The 14,444-nt window shown below is 63.1% G+C and carries 14 protein-coding genes and 1 pseudogene; 2 read left to right on the forward strand and 13 right to left on the reverse strand.

The features are described from left to right. Positions 1–18 precede the first annotated feature (18 nt). From OMP38_RS30980 to OMP38_RS30995, 4 genes are all read right to left on the reverse strand, one after another. Positions 19–1,014, reverse strand: coding sequence for an ABC transporter ATP-binding protein (locus tag OMP38_RS30980; RefSeq protein ID WP_277569010.1), 996 nt, complete (start codon positions 1,012–1,014; stop codon positions 19–21). 64 nt (positions 1,015–1,078) lie between these two features. Beyond that, the gene (locus OMP38_RS30985; protein WP_277568488.1) at positions 1,079–1,396 is read right to left on the reverse strand and encodes an ABC-2 family transporter protein; all 318 of its coding nucleotides are present in this window, start codon (positions 1,394–1,396) and stop codon (positions 1,079–1,081) included. Beyond that, positions 1,284–1,871: an ABC-2 family transporter protein gene (locus tag OMP38_RS30990; protein WP_277568489.1), complete on the reverse strand. Its 588-nt coding sequence runs from the start codon at positions 1,869–1,871 to the stop codon at positions 1,284–1,286. Before OMP38_RS30990 ends, OMP38_RS30985 begins: the two co-directional genes overlap by 113 nt. After that, positions 1,868–2,644, reverse strand: coding sequence for an ABC transporter permease (locus OMP38_RS30995; protein ID WP_277568490.1), 777 nt, complete (start codon positions 2,642–2,644; stop codon positions 1,868–1,870). Before OMP38_RS30995 ends, OMP38_RS30990 begins: the two co-directional genes overlap by 4 nt. Before the next feature lie 641 nt (positions 2,645–3,285). Here OMP38_RS30995 and OMP38_RS31000 point away from each other — a divergent pair. Together OMP38_RS31000 and OMP38_RS31005 are read left to right on the forward strand one after the other, a co-directional pair. Further along, complete coding sequence (locus OMP38_RS31000) at positions 3,286–3,684, forward strand: DUF975 family protein (RefSeq protein WP_277568491.1); 399 nt, start codon at positions 3,286–3,288, stop codon at positions 3,682–3,684. Between the two features lie 35 nt (positions 3,685–3,719). Next, complete coding sequence (locus OMP38_RS31005; RefSeq protein WP_277568492.1) at positions 3,720–4,727, forward strand: DUF4190 domain-containing protein; 1,008 nt, start codon at positions 3,720–3,722, stop codon at positions 4,725–4,727. Between the two features lie 428 nt (positions 4,728–5,155). Here the strand turns inward: OMP38_RS31005 and OMP38_RS35280 are convergent, their stop codons facing one another. From OMP38_RS35280 to OMP38_RS31045, 9 genes and pseudogenes are all read right to left on the reverse strand, one after another. Next, on the reverse strand, positions 5,156–5,272 hold the full coding sequence (locus tag OMP38_RS35280) for an HPr family phosphocarrier protein (RefSeq protein ID WP_338130735.1): 117 nt from the start codon (positions 5,270–5,272) through the stop codon (positions 5,156–5,158). An 82-nt stretch (positions 5,273–5,354) separates the two neighbouring features. Next, positions 5,355–5,420 (reverse strand): annotated as a pseudogene (locus OMP38_RS35285) (HPr family phosphocarrier protein); the annotation flags it as partial. Then, positions 5,420–7,141 (reverse strand): phosphoenolpyruvate--protein phosphotransferase, encoded by a 1,722-nt coding sequence (gene ptsP, locus OMP38_RS31015; protein WP_277568493.1) that lies wholly within the window; start codon positions 7,139–7,141, stop codon positions 5,420–5,422. The gene ptsP and the pseudogene OMP38_RS35285, both read right to left, overlap by 1 nt. 28 nt (positions 7,142–7,169) lie before the next feature. After that, positions 7,170–8,327 (reverse strand): mannitol-1-phosphate 5-dehydrogenase, encoded by a 1,158-nt coding sequence (locus OMP38_RS31020; RefSeq protein WP_277568494.1) that lies wholly within the window; start codon positions 8,325–8,327, stop codon positions 7,170–7,172. Beyond that, on the reverse strand, positions 8,324–8,761 hold the full coding sequence (locus OMP38_RS31025) for a PTS mannitol transporter subunit IIA (protein ID WP_277568495.1): 438 nt from the start codon (positions 8,759–8,761) through the stop codon (positions 8,324–8,326). Before OMP38_RS31025 ends, OMP38_RS31020 begins: the two co-directional genes overlap by 4 nt. Before the next feature lie 5 nt (positions 8,762–8,766). After that, a complete protein-coding gene (locus tag OMP38_RS31030; RefSeq protein WP_277568496.1) occupies positions 8,767–9,339 on the reverse strand; it encodes a PTS sugar transporter subunit IIA in 573 nt (190 codons plus the stop codon). Further along, positions 9,273–10,865 (reverse strand): BglG family transcription antiterminator, encoded by a 1,593-nt coding sequence (locus OMP38_RS31035; protein ID WP_277568497.1) that lies wholly within the window; start codon positions 10,863–10,865, stop codon positions 9,273–9,275. Before OMP38_RS31035 ends, OMP38_RS31030 begins: the two co-directional genes overlap by 67 nt. A gap of 127 nt (positions 10,866–10,992) precedes the next feature. Beyond that, positions 10,993–12,516: a PTS mannitol transporter subunit IIBC gene (locus OMP38_RS31040; RefSeq protein ID WP_277568498.1), complete on the reverse strand. Its 1,524-nt coding sequence runs from the start codon at positions 12,514–12,516 to the stop codon at positions 10,993–10,995. A gap of 369 nt (positions 12,517–12,885) precedes the next feature. Further along, on the reverse strand, positions 12,886–14,319 hold the full coding sequence (locus tag OMP38_RS31045; protein WP_277568499.1) for an MFS transporter: 1,434 nt from the start codon (positions 14,317–14,319) through the stop codon (positions 12,886–12,888). Between the last annotated feature and the right edge of the window lie 125 nt (positions 14,320–14,444).

A 14,444-nucleotide genomic window follows, 5' to 3' on the forward strand; every position in this document is an offset into this window, starting at 1 on the left:
GCGGCGGGAACGAGCCTTTCAATAAATGCGGCTGACGATCTCCTCGAACGCGGGCTCCTCGACGTGCACGTCCGCGATATCGCCCCATGCGGACAGCAGTCGCAGCACCTCCATGACACCGATCCGCTCGCGATTGAAGCTGACCTCCGCCTCTCGTTCAAGCACGTTTACCATTCGGACCTCGCCAGAGGCGGCCGACAGGCCGTCTCCGATTCGCATGCCCGGCGCGAGGCTCGTTGCCCCGGCATACGTCACGCGCACGGTCGTCGGCAGCCCGATCCGCTCCCGGAGCTTATCCAGCTCGCCGTCGTAGAGCAGCTCCCCGCGGCTGATCACGATGACCCGCCTGCACAGCGTCTCGATATCGTCCATATCGTGCGTCGTGAGCAGCACCGTTTTGCCGAATTGATCGTTAAGCAGCCTAAGGTGGTCCCGAATCTGCCGCTTGGCCGCGGCATCCATGCCGATCGTCGGTTCGTCCAGCACCAGCAGCTCCGGATCGTGCAGCAGCGCCGCCGCCAGATCGCCCCGCATCCGTTGCCCGAGCGACAGCCGGCGGACCGGCGTATCCCAGAAATCCCGCAGCTGCAGCACTTCCTCCAGCTTCGCCAGCTGCCGCTCCTTCTCCGCGGCGCCGAGCCGGAACATCGCCGCCAAAATGTCGAAGCTGTCCTTGAGCGGCAGATCCCACCACAGCTGCGACCGCTGGCCGAATACGACGCCGATGCGCCTTGCCACGCGCCGCCTGTCCCGCTGCGGGCTGAGCCCGCCGATCCGGACTTCGCCCGCGCTTGGGTGCAGGATCCCGCACAGCATCTTGATCGTCGTGGACTTGCCAGCCCCGTTGGGACCGATGAAGCCGACGAACTCGCCCTCTCCGATTCGCATATCGAGCGCCTTCACCGCCGTCACGATCTTGCGCTCGCGGGAGAACAAGGTCCGTACCGCTTTAAGCCTGCCTTCCTTAGGCAGCGTCGTCTCGAACGTTTTGCCGAGCCCCTTGGCTTCCAGCATCGTTTTCATGCCGATCCCTCCTACATCTAATTTTGCCGAACAACATCGAAGCATCTTCAACCAGTCAGGTGCCCGTACTTTGATATTTCCGCACCCCGACGCGCCAGAGGGCGAACGCCGCCCCGAGGGACAGCGCCGCTACGGCTGCCGCAGCCGGGATCGTCCACCATCCCCACTCGGACCGAACGATGAACATCGCGGGCACGTAGTTGATAAATCCGAACGGCACGACGGTCAGCAGCAGCGTGCGGAGCCAGTCCGGAAAAAGGCTAAGCGGCAGCTGGCACGCCGTCGTCGACGCATTGTCGGTGAGCACGGACAGGTCCTCGGTTCGCGTCGTCCAGAAGCCGGCCGCCGCCGTCGCGAGGCCGACGGCGAACATGATGACGGTCCCGGTGCAGACGATCAGCAGCGTCAAAGGGATCGCGGCCCAGCCGACCGTCCCCTCCCCCCAGCAGCTTCCCGAGGCAGACGCCAAGTACGGACAGGCTCTGGAGCAGCTCGCCGCCGACCATTCGCGTCCGGGACGTCAGCACGGACAGCAGCAGCGGCATCGGCCGCAGCAGCAGCTGGTCCAGCTGACCGTTCACGAGGTACGGCTCGAAGTTGTTCACGGCGGAGCCGAAGCCCCGATACAAATACTTGGCCGTCATCAGCACGCCGTAGAGGTACCCGATCTCCCACACGTTCCAGCCGCGGATCGCGCCGAACGCATGCAGCACCACCGCCAATCCGAGAAACTCGGCGACGGTCACGACCGACGCGAGCAGCGTGGTCAGCAGAAAACTGACCCTGTACTGCATCCTAGCGCGAACGTTGATCTTGTAAAGCATCCAGGAGATGCGCAGCCAATTCATCCGCCTTGCACCTCCACCTTGCGCCGTACGGCAGACGTCGCCGCGACGCAGGCGAGCGAGAGCAGCGCGCACCAGACGAGAGGCGTCAGCAGCGCTGACGGCGCGGCGGTACCGAGATAGGTACGGGTCGGGACGTCGTTGAAAACGGGATACGGCGACAGTCTCGCGATCGTCTGCAGCCAACCGGGCATCCAAGCGATCGGCATGAGAAAACCGGACAGCACGAAGCTCAGCGAATAATTCAGCAGGCTGAACCAGCGGCTCTCCACCGTCCAAAGCGCCGTCACGCCAATGCAGTAGGAGATGCAGATGCCGGTATAGGCTGCCATGACGAGCGCCGCGAGCGTACGCAGCCAGAGCGCCGGATCCGACGGGACCGGCAGCCCGACGAACAGCGCGTAGAGGACATAGAGAGGCAGCGCGGTGAACAACATGTTATAGGCGATCGAACCCGTTTCCCGCCCCGCGGAGAACGCGAAAAGATGCACGGGGCGGATAAGATCCAGCGCGATCTGGCCGGTCCGGACCCGATCCTCCAGTCCCAGCCCGTGCGAAGTGAAGGTCAGCCACAGAATCACCTGGTTAAACGCGATGTAGGCGACCATCCCCTCCCGGCCGTAGCCCTCCAGCGCATATTGGGCGCCGATTCCTTGCCAAATCGAGATATAGATCATGCCGAAGATCACGCTGGCAACCGTGCGCACGGCATGCGACGCCGTATATTGCAGGCGGCTCTCGTACGCGCTTCTGGCCAGCACCCAAAGCACGGTCATTGGATCCCTCTTTTCCGCGTTAGATTGGCTCTCCCGGGAAGAGCATTCCAAATGATAACAAATCCAGAAAAAAAAGACTAGACTATTCTTTTCCGGCGTGCTATTCTAATATTATAGATGTCGAGGATAACTATTTCTTTTTTCGATCAGCAACCACTGATCCCCCTTACTTAAAATTTGCCTAAAATCCGCCGATGGCGGTTTTTTTTTATGCTTTTAAAAGGTAATATGAAGTTGCTCCGTGCCGAAGCATACGGAAGGCGCGGCGCGGCATAGGATAGAGGGAAGTTTGGGACGGCTTCGTTCCAAAAAGTGGTTGTCGAAACGTGACATCGCTTGTAAAATCAGTATGGATTGGGACAGACTTCTGCACGACAACTCATGACGCAAAGGTGGAATTGAGCAAATGACGACAAGTTCGGAGCTTCGGGCACGGGCAAGAACGACATTGCAAGGCAAATGGACGGAGCCGGTGCTGCTCGCGCTGGTTTATTTCGTCATCTTGACGGTAATCGGCTTTCTCGAACGAATCCCGCTGATCGGCTGGGTGGCTTCTCTTGTGCTGACCGGGCCGTTGATGCTTGGGCTGTATGGATACTTCCAGGACCTCGTGCGCCAGCGCAATCCGGGCATCGGGGGGGTTGTTCGGCGGCTTCAACCGCTTCTCCGAAGCCTTTATCTTAAACCTGCTCGTCGGCATCTTCACGTTCCTCTGGACGCTGCTGTTTATCGTACCGGGCATTATCGCCGCGATTCGCTATTCGCAAGCCTTCTTCATCTTGCGCGACAATCCGGGCATCGGCGGCCTTGAGGCCATCCGGCGAAGCAAAGCGATGATGGCGGGTAACAAGGGTCGCTATTTCTTGTTCTGCCTGAGCTATCTCGGATGGGCCATTCTCGGCGCGATTCCGTTCGGCATCGGCCTGCTGTGGGTCGTTCCGTACTTCTACACCGGACTCGCCCACTTCTACGAGGACCTGAACCAGTCGGCTTACGCGGAACCGCCTGTCCAGCCGGGACTGAACAACTACCAATACTAATAATCGAAGCCTTTCCGCAAAAGGGAGACTGAACGATGACATCCGACGATTCGAACAACAATTGGGGCGGGCCGGGACCGACGGATCCCTCCCCTGGCCCGGATGCGGGCACGGCGCCGGACGCTTCGCCGTCCCAGCCGGCGGACCGCGGCGGCGAAGCCGCGGGAGATCGCGCGCCGCTCGCGCCGAGCGAGCCGGCGCGAGCGCACGATGCGCAAGCCGACAGCGGTTATCGCGCGGCCAACGAGCATGCGCGGACGCACGAGGCGCAAGCCGAGCGCGGCTCCCCCGCTGCCGACGATCGAACGCGGACGCACGAGGGACATGCGGCCGCCGGCGGGTATCGCGCGCCGGATGAGCCGGCGCGATCGGCGCAGGGCTGGCGGCCGGAGCCTCAGCAGGGCGGGTACCCGCCGCGTGCGGATGAGCCGGCGCGGCCGCACGATCGGCATGCGGACGGCGATGGATATCGCGCGGCCGATGAGCAAGCGCGTGCTCCTCAGGGCTGGCAGCCCGAGCCCCAGCAGGGCGGGTACCCGCCGCGCGCGGATCACCAGCATGCACCGCATGCGGTCCAACCGCACGCGCCGAATCAAGGCGGCTACTATCCACCGCCGCCCCACGGTTCCTCCTATGGGCAGCATCCGAACCATGGCCAGCATCCGTACGGCGGCGGGTCGGCGCATCCCTCTTCTTTCCGTCCGCCGGCCTACGATTATGCCCGCCCGCCCCTGACGCCGCCTGCACGCTCGAACAGCAAGTCGGTAGCCGCGCTCATTCTCGGCATCGGTTCGATCGTCATTCCGTTCATCGGCTTCTTCCTTGGCGTCGTCGGCATCATCGTATCCGCGATCTCGCTGAAGGAGATCCGCGTGCGCGGCGAACAAGGCTCCGGCATGGCCGTCGCCGGACTCATCTGCTCGATCGTGGGCACGGTGCTGTACTTTGTCATTATCGCGCTGATCATTATCTTCGCCATCGCCGGCGCGACGGATAACAATTACGATTACAACAATTACTCGAACATCATCATGGAAGCCTAAAAAAAGGCTGTCCTTGCGGTTGCGGAATGCAACCGAAAGGAACAGCCTTTTTTTTATTGACGCCTTGACCGACAACGACAACGACAACGGCTAATTTGGCGCAAAAGCCGGATCCCGCCTCAAATCCTGGCTTCCTATCGCGCAAAAAACCGCTACACTCGCCTTGAATGATGTATTTTTGCATGATAATCCTTGCACTGGCTACCGGGGGCGCTCCTACAAAATTGCTTCGTTGCAGCGGTTTTACTCCTGTAACCGCGCTATTCTCGTTTACGGCACGGACCGGCGCCCTCGTCGCTCCTGTAATGTTAGTTTTCTCGCTTTCAGCGGCTGAAGCATGACTTCACCTAGGCGAGTTATAAACTCCCGTCGGTTAAAAAAATCCTCCAGCGACGCCCTTTGAAGGCACCCGTGGAGGATTTCCTCTCTTACTCCTCGTAGATCTTCGACAGCAGCGGTCCAAGCTCCCGAAGCGCTTCGTCCTCGCGCTCGCCGTCGACTTCCAACGTCACCTCGTCGCCTTTGGCCAGTCCGAGCGAGAGCAGGCCGAGCGAGCTTTTGCCGTTGACCTTTTTTGGATCCTTTGATCAAATTCACCTTACAGTTGAACTGCGTCGCCGCATGAACGAAGATCTTAGTCGGACGCGCGTGAAAGCCGGACGGATGGATGACGGTAAACGTTTCGGACAGCATTAGGCATGACTCCTTTGTTCTACGAATTGTTGGACTTCCTCTTGGGTACCGAGCTGCAGCGCCTCTTCGGCTAGTCGCGACCATTCTTCCTTGGACAAACGACCGATCAGCTCGCGGGCCGGCAGCACGGACGACGCGCTCATGCTGAACTCGCCGAGACCGAGGCCGAGCAGCAGCGGGATCGCCGTGAGATCCCCCGCCATTTCGCCGCACATGCCGGTCCATTTGCCTTCCCGCTCCGCTGCGCGGATGACCATGCGAACGAGGCGAAGGACCGACGGGTGATACGGCTGGTACAAATACGAGACGGCATCGTTCATGCGGTCCGCCGCCATCGTGTACTGGATCAGATCGTTCGTGCCGATGCTGAAAAAGTCGACTTCCTTCGCCAAGTAGTCCGCGTTCAGCGCGGCAGCCGGAATCTCGATCATGATGCCGACCTCGATGTCGGCGGCGACCGGGATGCCTTCGCTCTCGAGCTTGGCGCGCTCCTCGGCCAAAATCGCCTTGGCCTGGCGCAGCTCGGCGGCAACGGCGATCATCGGGAACATGATATTCAGCTTGCCCGCCGTGCTCGCGCGGAGCAGCGCGCGCAGCTGCGTGCGGAACACGTCCTCGCGGCTCAGGCAGAAGCGGACCGCCCGCAGGCCGAGGAACGGATTACTCTCCTTGGGAAGCGCCAGATACGGCAACTCCTTGTCGCCGCCGATGTCGAGCGTTCGAATGACGACGCGTTTGCCTTTCATTTTATCCAGCACGTGCCGGTAGGTCTCGTACTGCTCCTCTTCGGTCGGCAGGCTCGTGCGCCCCATGTACAGAAACTCGGTGCGAAAAAGCCCGACGCCATCGGCGCCGTTCTCCAGCGCCTTGGCGACGTCCTCGACGCCCCCGATGTTGGCGGCGAGTTCGACATGCGCGCCGTCGGCCGAGACCGACGGCTCGGACGCCAGCCGCTTCAGCTCGGCCACCCGCGCGTCATAAGCTTCCTTTCTCGCCCGATAGTCCGCAAGCTCCTCGACGCTCGGATCGACGACGATCCGCCCCTCCGTCGCGTCGAGAACGATCGTCGTCCCGTCCGGGACGTCCGCCGCAGCTTTGCCGGCTCCGACGATCGCGGGCAGTTCCAGCGAGCGCGCCATGATCGCGGAATGCGACGTGCGGCTGCCGATCTCGGTGACGAAGCCGCGTACGTAGTGCAGGTCGAGCTGCGCCGTATCGGACGGCGTCAGATCCTGCGCGACGATGATCGTCTCCTCCGAAATGCCGGACAATGCGGCGTACGGCCGACCCTGCAGATGGCTCATGACCCGGCCGGAGACGTCCAGCACGTCGGCCGCCCGCTCGCGAAGCATCTCGCTGTCCATGCCGCGCAGCATCTCGACGATCATGCCCGTCACCTCGTGAAGCGCGTATTCGGCGTTCACCGAGTCATTGTCGATCTGCTCGAGGACGGCGTCGACGAGGTCGGGATCGTCGAGCAGCATGAGATGCGCTTCGAAAATCTCGGCTTTGGCAGCGCCGAGACGGCGCTCCGTCGATTCGCGGATCGCGTCGATCTCCGTCTTGGCCTTCGCGACGGCTGCGCGAAAGCGCTCCACCTCCGTGGAGGCGTCAGCGACCTCGGTACGCTGCGGCGCCTCGGCCGCGGCATGCGCGTAGCGAAACGCTTTGGCGATGGCGATGCCGGGAGAAGCGGCGATGCCGGTTAATGATTGGGACATGGTGCATCTCTCCTTTTATATAAAGCCGTCACCCCGGCAGACCGGACGACAGCGCTTCGTGTTGTTCCATCGCGAGCCGGTGCAGCGGATGCTCCGGCTGCAAAGACGTATAGGCCGTCAACGTCGCGGGGACGCCCTTCTCCTTCAGCGATCGCTGCAGCTCGGCCGACTCCGGGTCGTCCGGGTAGTCGAAGCGCAGCGCGGCGGCCATGACCTTGGCTAGTGCCTCGGGCCGGGCGCCCTGCTCCAACGCCTGCAGCGCCGGACTGACAAGTCGGTCGTTCGGCGACAGCTTGCGGATCGGCGAACGGCCGACGCGCGAGATCTCGTCCGTCAGATGCGGATTGCGGAAGCGCCCGAGAATCGTCTCGATGTAGCGCCCGTGCGCCTCCGGGTCGAAGCCGTGCTTGCGGACGACGACCGCGCCCGTCTCGTCCAGCACCGCGCGCACTTCGCCCACGAGCGCCTCGTCTTCCATCGCCTGCTGAATCGTCTCGTAGCCCTTCAGGTTGCCGAGATACGCGGCCGAAGCGTGACCCGTGTTGACGGTGAATAGCTTACGCTCGATATACGGCGTCAGATCGTCGACGTAGTGCACGCCTTCCACCCGCTTGAACCCCGGGAACATCGCGGACGCGTCGACCGCCCATTCGTAGAACGGCTCCACCGTCACCGCGAGCGGATCCTCGTTGTGCTGGATCGGCACGATCCGGTCCACCGCCGCGTTCGGGAAGGCGCACATCGCGTCGGCCCTCACGCGCGTCTCCTCGTCCAATAGCGCATATACGTGCGCTTTGAGCTGAGCGCTGCCGCCGATCGCGTTCTCGCAGGCGATCAGGTGAAGCGGACCTGCGCTCGCGGCGATGCGGCGCTCGATGCCGCGCGCGATACCCGGAGCGATATGCTTCAAAATGTTCACGCCGACGGCGGTCGTGACCAGATCGGCTTCGGCCACGGCGGAGGCCACTGCCGCAAGGTCGGTGCCGTCAATCGCAGTCACGCCCGTCACGCGAATCCGCTCCTGCTCGTCGTCGGCCAACGTCACCGTATACTCGCCCCGTTCGCGAAGCGCGTCGACCAGCGTCTTGTTTACGTCGGAGAACGTCACCTCATAGCCCGAGCGCGACAACAGCAGTCCGATGAAGCCCCGCCCAATGTTGCCTGCGCCGAAATGCAGGGCCTTCATTCCTCCACACCGCTCTCGAAAATTTCGATCATCTCGGCGGGCGTCCGGGCCGCGAGAATGCGCGCCATGTTCTCGTCGTCCGAGCAGATCATCGCCACGTTCGTCAAAATATCCAGATGGTCGTCGCCGACCGCCGCGATGCCGATGACCAGATGCGCCTTCTCGCCGTCGCCGAAGTCGACGCCGGCCGGCAATTGGACGATCGACAGGCCCGTAGACTTGATCGTGCCCTTGGATTCGCTCGTTCCGTGCGGGATCGCGAGCCCGCCTCCCATGTAAGTGGACAGCGAGTTCTCGCGTTCGATCATGCTGTCGACATAAGCCGGCTCTACGTGGCCCGCCTCCACCAGCAGCTGGCCGGCCAGGCGAATCGCTTCGTATTTGTCGCCGACGGATGCGTTCAATTTCACTTTGTTTGCGGATAGAATGCTCATATCGTTCACTCGCTTTCGGTTTTAGTTAGAAAAAAGCCTCTCAGATGCGTCGTCATACGCTCGCGGATCGCCGTCTCGTCGCCGCCTTCGAGCAGCGCGATCGTCTCCTCGTCGAGCAGCATCGCGCTGATCTCGCTTAATACCTCGAGACTTTCGCGCGCCAACGCCCGGGGCGCCAGCATGAGGAGGAACCGGTCCAATTGAACGGAAGGCCCGTCTTGCTGCGGCATTCGAACGGGCTTGCAAAGCCGGTACAGCTTAAGCGTGGACTGCGAGATCTCCGTCGCCCGCGTATGAAAGAGCGCGAGCCCCGTGCCGGGGATCATCTGGCTGCCCTGTTCCTCCCGGCCCAGCAGCCGGTCGCGCACGGCGGCCGCGCCGCTCAGCAGCCCGAGCGCTTCCTCCCGCCGGCAGGCGTCGTCCAGCGCCGCGTGCAAGTCGCAGGCCTCCTCGCCCAGCTCGATCGCCCGGAATCCGCCGACGAGCGAGACGATCTCGTCGAGCGTCGTCTTCAGGCGCTGCAGCCGGGCGAAGGCGTCTGCCTCAGCATCCGGCGAACCGGCCTCTCTCTTCCGCACGGCCGCTTGCTTAACCCCCCCACGGCGCCTCGCGAACGAACGCCCGCAGCCGGTCGGCTTCCCCCCTGCGTGAGCAGGGGGCTGACCTTGATGTAGTGCCTGGCGTCGATCGGAAGATCGATCGTGGAGATGATCAGGTCGTACGTGTCCTCGTCAAGACGGGCCGCCTCGTACCAGGATACCCGATCCGCGATCTCGATCTGCGGAAGCTCCTTGCGGATGCGCATCTGCAGCAGCTTGGAGGAGCCGATGCCGCTCGTGCAAACGAGGATCGCCCGCACGTCCCGCTGGAGCTGCTTGAGCCGCTCGTGGGAGGCGCCGAAGTGCATGACCAGGAAGCCGACTTCCTCGTCCGGCACCTCTAGATGCGGCAGCGCCAAGCTGGCGGCCTCCCTAACCGCCGCGAATAGCACGCCGTAATCCCGGCGGATCTGCTCCAGCAGCGGATTGCGGATGCGCTGCCCCTCGCCGAGCCGCTGCACCGCCTGCTTCAAGTGCTCGAACAAGCCTTCCCGAAGCGATCGGTCCTCGTCGTAATCGACGCCCGTCGACGTCTGCACCGAACGGATGAGGCGGCGGACGGCATCCGCAAGCCCTAGATCGTCGCCGGGCAGCAGCGCGAGATCTTTGCCGTGCGCGTCCTGGAGCAGCTCGGCGACATAAGCCGTCTCGGCCGGGCCGATCGCCACGCCCGGCCGAGACGCGAGATGCTCAGCCAGCTGCGCGGCCTCCGCCGCGGCACGCTCGGACGCTTGCCTGTCCTGCGGCGGCGGCTGGTACGGACCGGGCGCGTCCGCCACCGTTCTGCCTTGCCGGACCCGATGCAGCGAGATCGAGAGGCGGATGAGCAGGTCCGTATAAATTTGTTCGTTCAGGCTGCCTGCCCATCGGCCCTCCAGCCCCCACAACGCGCTCTCGACGTCTGCCATGTCCGCACGTCCGGCCAGCTCGAACAGCATGCGGTCGAGCGGATGAGACGGCGGTTCGCCCCGGCTCGCGATCAGCTCGGCGTCGTCGAGGCGCAGCCGGATGAGCTGCCGGATCGTCTCCCGCAGTTCCGCCTCCCCGCCCGAGAGCTCCACGCCGTAGCCTCTGCGGCGGATCAGCTGTACGCCGAAGCGCTCCACCCATTCGGCCAGCTCCTCCAGGTCGCTGCCGATCGTCTGCACCGTTACCTTCAGCTCATGCGCCAGCGCGAATTGCTTGACGGGCTCCCGCTCCCGAAGCAGCAGGCATAACAGGTAGACCTGGCGCTCGTCGGGAGAGAAATCGGCCGCCTCCGACCCGGAAACGATGTCCCCGAGGCGCTTCAGCGCGGCCGGATCGCCCTGCAGGGCGATGCCCGAGCCGGATTTTTTTACCAGCGATACCGCCTGGCCTGCCAGCAGATCGTCGACCGCGGCAAGCTCGCGGTGCACGGTGCGCGAGCTGACCTGGAGCCCTGCGGCAAGCTCGGCGGCCGTCATCTCCCGCCCGCTGCGCAGCAGCAACTCGAGGATTAGCCGGGTTCGGTTGGATACGCTCATGGACGGATCATTCCTGTCTATCCAAAATGGGCTGAACGCCGGCGATATGCTCGCCAGCGTCAGCCAATTCGATATGCGTCGGAGGAAACGACCGTCAGGCCGCTTCCTTTCGAATGTTCGCCCGGGATCAGGTCAGCCTGTTCACCAGCACGTCGTATTCCGGACTTTTGAGGAAGTTGTCGATCGAAATATGCTCGGCGTTCGGCGCCTTCTGTCTGGCGCGGTCGGTGAGCGTCTTGTGCGTGATGACGATATCCGCGTCGTCCGGAATGTCGCCGATCGCCGTATTGACGACCGTCACGTTCGATCCCGCGGCCTTCATCTTCTTCCGCAGGATGGATGCGCCCATGGCGCTCGAGCCCATGCCGGCATCGCAGGAGAAGACGATCTTGCGCACGTCCTCCTTATCTTTAACCGCGGATGCCGCCGCTTGAAGACTTGCGTCCACGTACGCCGTGTCCGGGAGCGAAGGCCGCGCGCCGCCAGAAGCCGTGACGCCGGCGACCGGCGCCGCGGCATTGGCCGCTGCCGCGGCCGCCGCAGGCGTACCCGCCGCTTTCATCGCCCTCATGCGGCTTTGCGCTTCCTCGATATCTTCGTCCTCCGCGTTTTTCCTCGACGTCTTCAGCAGCAGCGCCGAGACCGCGAAGGATACGATGGCCGCGGTGAGCACGCCGCTCAGCACCGGCAGCAGGCCGCCCTTCGGCGCCATCGCGATGTAGGCGAAGATGCTGCCCGGCGAAGGCGGAGCGACCAGTCCCGCGCCGAAGAGCGAGAAGGTGAACGTGCCGGTCACGCCGCCCGCGATGACCGCCAGGATCAGGCGCGGATTCATGAGAATGTACGGGAAGTAAATCTCGTGGATGCCGCCGAAGAAGTGAATGATCGCCGCGCCGGAAGCCGACTGCCGGGCGGAGCCGCGGCCGACCAGCATATAGGCCAGCAGAACGCCGATGCCGGGACCCGGGTTCGATTCGAGCATGAACAGAATCGACTTGCCGGTGCGCGACGCCTCTTCCAGCGCGATCGGACTCAGCACGCCGTGATTGATCGCGTTGTTGAGGAACAGGATCTTCGCCGGCTCGATGAGCACGTTCGCCAGCGGGATCAGGTTGTGATTGACCAGGAACTCGACGCCGTCCGACAGCCAGGACGTGAGCTGCTCGATGATCGGACCGATGCCCGAGAATGCCAGCAGCGTCAGGCCAGCGCCGATGATGCCGAGCGAGAAATTGTTGACCAGCATCTCGAAGCCCGCCTTGATCTTGCCTTCCACGGACTTGTCGAACTGCTTCAGCACCCACGCCGCGAGCGGACCGCAGATCATGGCGCCGAGGAACATCGGGATGTCGGTGCCGACGATGATGCCCATCGTCATGAGCGCGCCGATGACGCCGCCTCGCGTCTTGTGCACCATCGTGCCTCCGGTATAGCCGATCAGAATCGGAAGCAGATACGTGATGATCGGACCGACGAGCTTCGCAAGCTCCGAATTCGGCGCCCAACCGGTCGGTATGAACAAGGCGGTGATGATGCCCCAGGCGATGAACGCCCCGATGTTCGGCATGACCATGCCGCTCAGGAAACGCCCGAATTTCTGGACGCCTACGCGTATGCCACCGCTAGAAGCAGAACGCTGTACATGCTCCATTTCGGTTCCTCCTTAAAATTAACCGCTTTCTTTTCGCGGCACTCCGCCAGCGGTCGATATGCGTTTATAGTACCCCTCGCTCACTTCCGCGGCAACAGAAGGAAAACGCGAATTTGTCAATCATACTGTTGACAGCATTTGATGTTTTTATGAGGCGGCAGCCAGCCGTGCGGGTTCTACTGCGATCATGCAAAGATACATCATTCAAGTCAGTGCGGCGTTCTTTCTCGAACGATCGCCCAGGCTCGCCATCCTGGCCGTGAAGGATGAGCGTTCGCAGTAGGGTTAAGTCGTTGCCTGGACGCAAAGAAGAACGGCCGAAAAGCTTCGACCGTTCTATGCAATAGGACTTCCCGTCCCGGCCTTCTTTTAGTCGACGGCCGCGCCGGCCGGCAGGATCTTGCCGGGTTCGCCCGCCTCCCGCCGCGAACGCTTGTAGAACAGCAGCGTCGCGAGGAACGCGGCGCCAAGCATGGCGGCGTAGACATAGAGCACGGGCGTCAGATGCGTCCCGAACTGGTCCGGCGTCGCGATCTCGCCGCCCTGGCGGAACACGAGGCTGCCGATGGCGATGCCGAACACGCCGCCGAGCTCCCGCGTAGCATTGGCGACGCCGCTTGCCTCCCCGGAGCTCGAATCCGGCACGGCGGAGAGTACGCCCTCGGACAAGGGCGTCAGGCTGAGCCCCATGCCGAGTCCCGCCAGCACCATCGCGGGCGCCAGGTAAGCGAAGGAGAATACGGCGCCGTTCGCGACGATGAGGACCGCGAACAGAATCAGCGCGGCCGTCTGCAGGAGCAGGCCGGTCAGCAGCACGCGGCGGGTGCCGAGGCGTCCGATAAAAAGCCCTGCCAGCGGCGCGGCGACCATCGTGGCGCCGGTCCAGGCCATCTCGCGGACGCCCGCGCCGAGCGCGGAGTAGCCCTGCGCTTGCTGAAGGAACAGCGTGAGCAAGAAGATCGCGCCGAAGATGCCGGCGTACAGCCAGAATCCGGCGACGATCAACGCCGAGTAGTCGCGGCTCTTGAACAGGCGGAGCGACAGCAGCGGGTGCGGATGGCGCCATTCCCAGGCGACGAAAGCGGGGAGCAGCAGCAAGCCTCCCGCGAGCGGCCCCCACACTTCAAATTCTCCCCAGCCCGCTTCGTTCCCGCGAACGAGACCGAATACGATGCCAAGCATCGAGGCCGCGATGAGTACCAAGCCGAACAGATCGAGCCGTTTCTCTTCGCCTTTCGATTCGCGGATCCAGAGCCAGCCGAACGCGACGGCGAGCGCCCCGACCGGGACGTTGATCCAGAAAATCGTCTGCCAGGGCGAGCCGTTCACGATGAGCCCGCCCACAAGCGGTCCCGTGGCGAGTCCGAGCCCGGATACGCCCGACACGATGCCGATCGCCGCTGCCCTGAACTTGGGCGGGAAAGCGGCGCTGACCAGCGTGAGGCTGATCGGCGTGATCGCGGCTCCGCCTACGCCTTGCAGCGCTCTGGCCAGCGTTAGCCCCCATGCATGCATGCTGAGCGCGGAAGCCAGCGAGCCTAACGTAAATATCGCGATGCCGAGCAGAAACATCCTTTTGCGCCCGTAGCGCTCCCCCAGCATGCCGAAGGGAATGAGCAGCACGGCGAAGGTCAGCGTGTAGCCGTTGGTGAACCATTCGAGATCCGCGAGACCCGCGTCGAAAGACTTTTGAATCGACGGCAGCGCCACGCCGAGCACCAGCGTATCCAGCATGACCATGAACAGCGCCAGGCAGACGACGACCAGCATCCGGTTCCTTTGCGAAGTTGACATCGTTGACATTCTCAACACTCCTTATTTATCGATAAATAAATTTATACCCTAAAACAGCCGCCAAGCATCTACATGCAGCCTGGCGGAACAGCGGACGGCGCCGCCGATAGTTCGGATCCTCTCGAATTGCCTGC

The organism is Cohnella ginsengisoli (assembly GCF_029525555.1).
In the GTDB taxonomy this organism is placed as follows: domain Bacteria; phylum Bacillota; class Bacilli; order Paenibacillales; family Paenibacillaceae; genus Cohnella; species Cohnella ginsengisoli.

Bases quoted from the DNA above. Each gene is read 5' to 3' on its own strand.
- OMP38_RS30985 (WP_277568488.1), bottom strand. From the start codon at position 1,396: ATGTTCGCCGTCGGCCTCGCGACGGCGGCGGCCGGCTTCTGGACGACG.
- OMP38_RS31025 (WP_277568495.1), bottom strand. From the start codon at position 8,761: ATGAGCATTCTATCCGCAAACAAAGTGAAATTGAACGCATCCGTCGGC.
- OMP38_RS30980 (WP_277569010.1), bottom strand. From the start codon at position 1,014: ATGCTGGAAGCCAAGGGGCTCGGCAAAACGTTCGAGACGACGCTGCCT.
- OMP38_RS31040 (WP_277568498.1), bottom strand. From the start codon at position 12,516: ATGGAGCATGTACAGCGTTCTGCTTCTAGCGGTGGCATACGCGTAGGC.
- ptsP (WP_277568493.1), bottom strand. From the start codon at position 7,141: ATGTCCCAATCATTAACCGGCATCGCCGCTTCTCCCGGCATCGCCATC.
- OMP38_RS31045 (WP_277568499.1), bottom strand. From the start codon at position 14,319: ATGTCAACGATGTCAACTTCGCAAAGGAACCGGATGCTGGTCGTCGTC.
- OMP38_RS31020 (WP_277568494.1), bottom strand. From the start codon at position 8,327: ATGAAGGCCCTGCATTTCGGCGCAGGCAACATTGGGCGGGGCTTCATC.
- OMP38_RS30990 (WP_277568489.1), bottom strand. From the start codon at position 1,871: ATGAATTGGCTGCGCATCTCCTGGATGCTTTACAAGATCAACGTTCGC.
- OMP38_RS30995 (WP_277568490.1), bottom strand. From the start codon at position 2,644: ATGACCGTGCTTTGGGTGCTGGCCAGAAGCGCGTACGAGAGCCGCCTG.
- OMP38_RS31005 (WP_277568492.1), top strand. From the start codon at position 3,720: ATGACATCCGACGATTCGAACAACAATTGGGGCGGGCCGGGACCGACG.
- OMP38_RS31035 (WP_277568497.1), bottom strand. From the start codon at position 10,865: ATGAGCGTATCCAACCGAACCCGGCTAATCCTCGAGTTGCTGCTGCGC.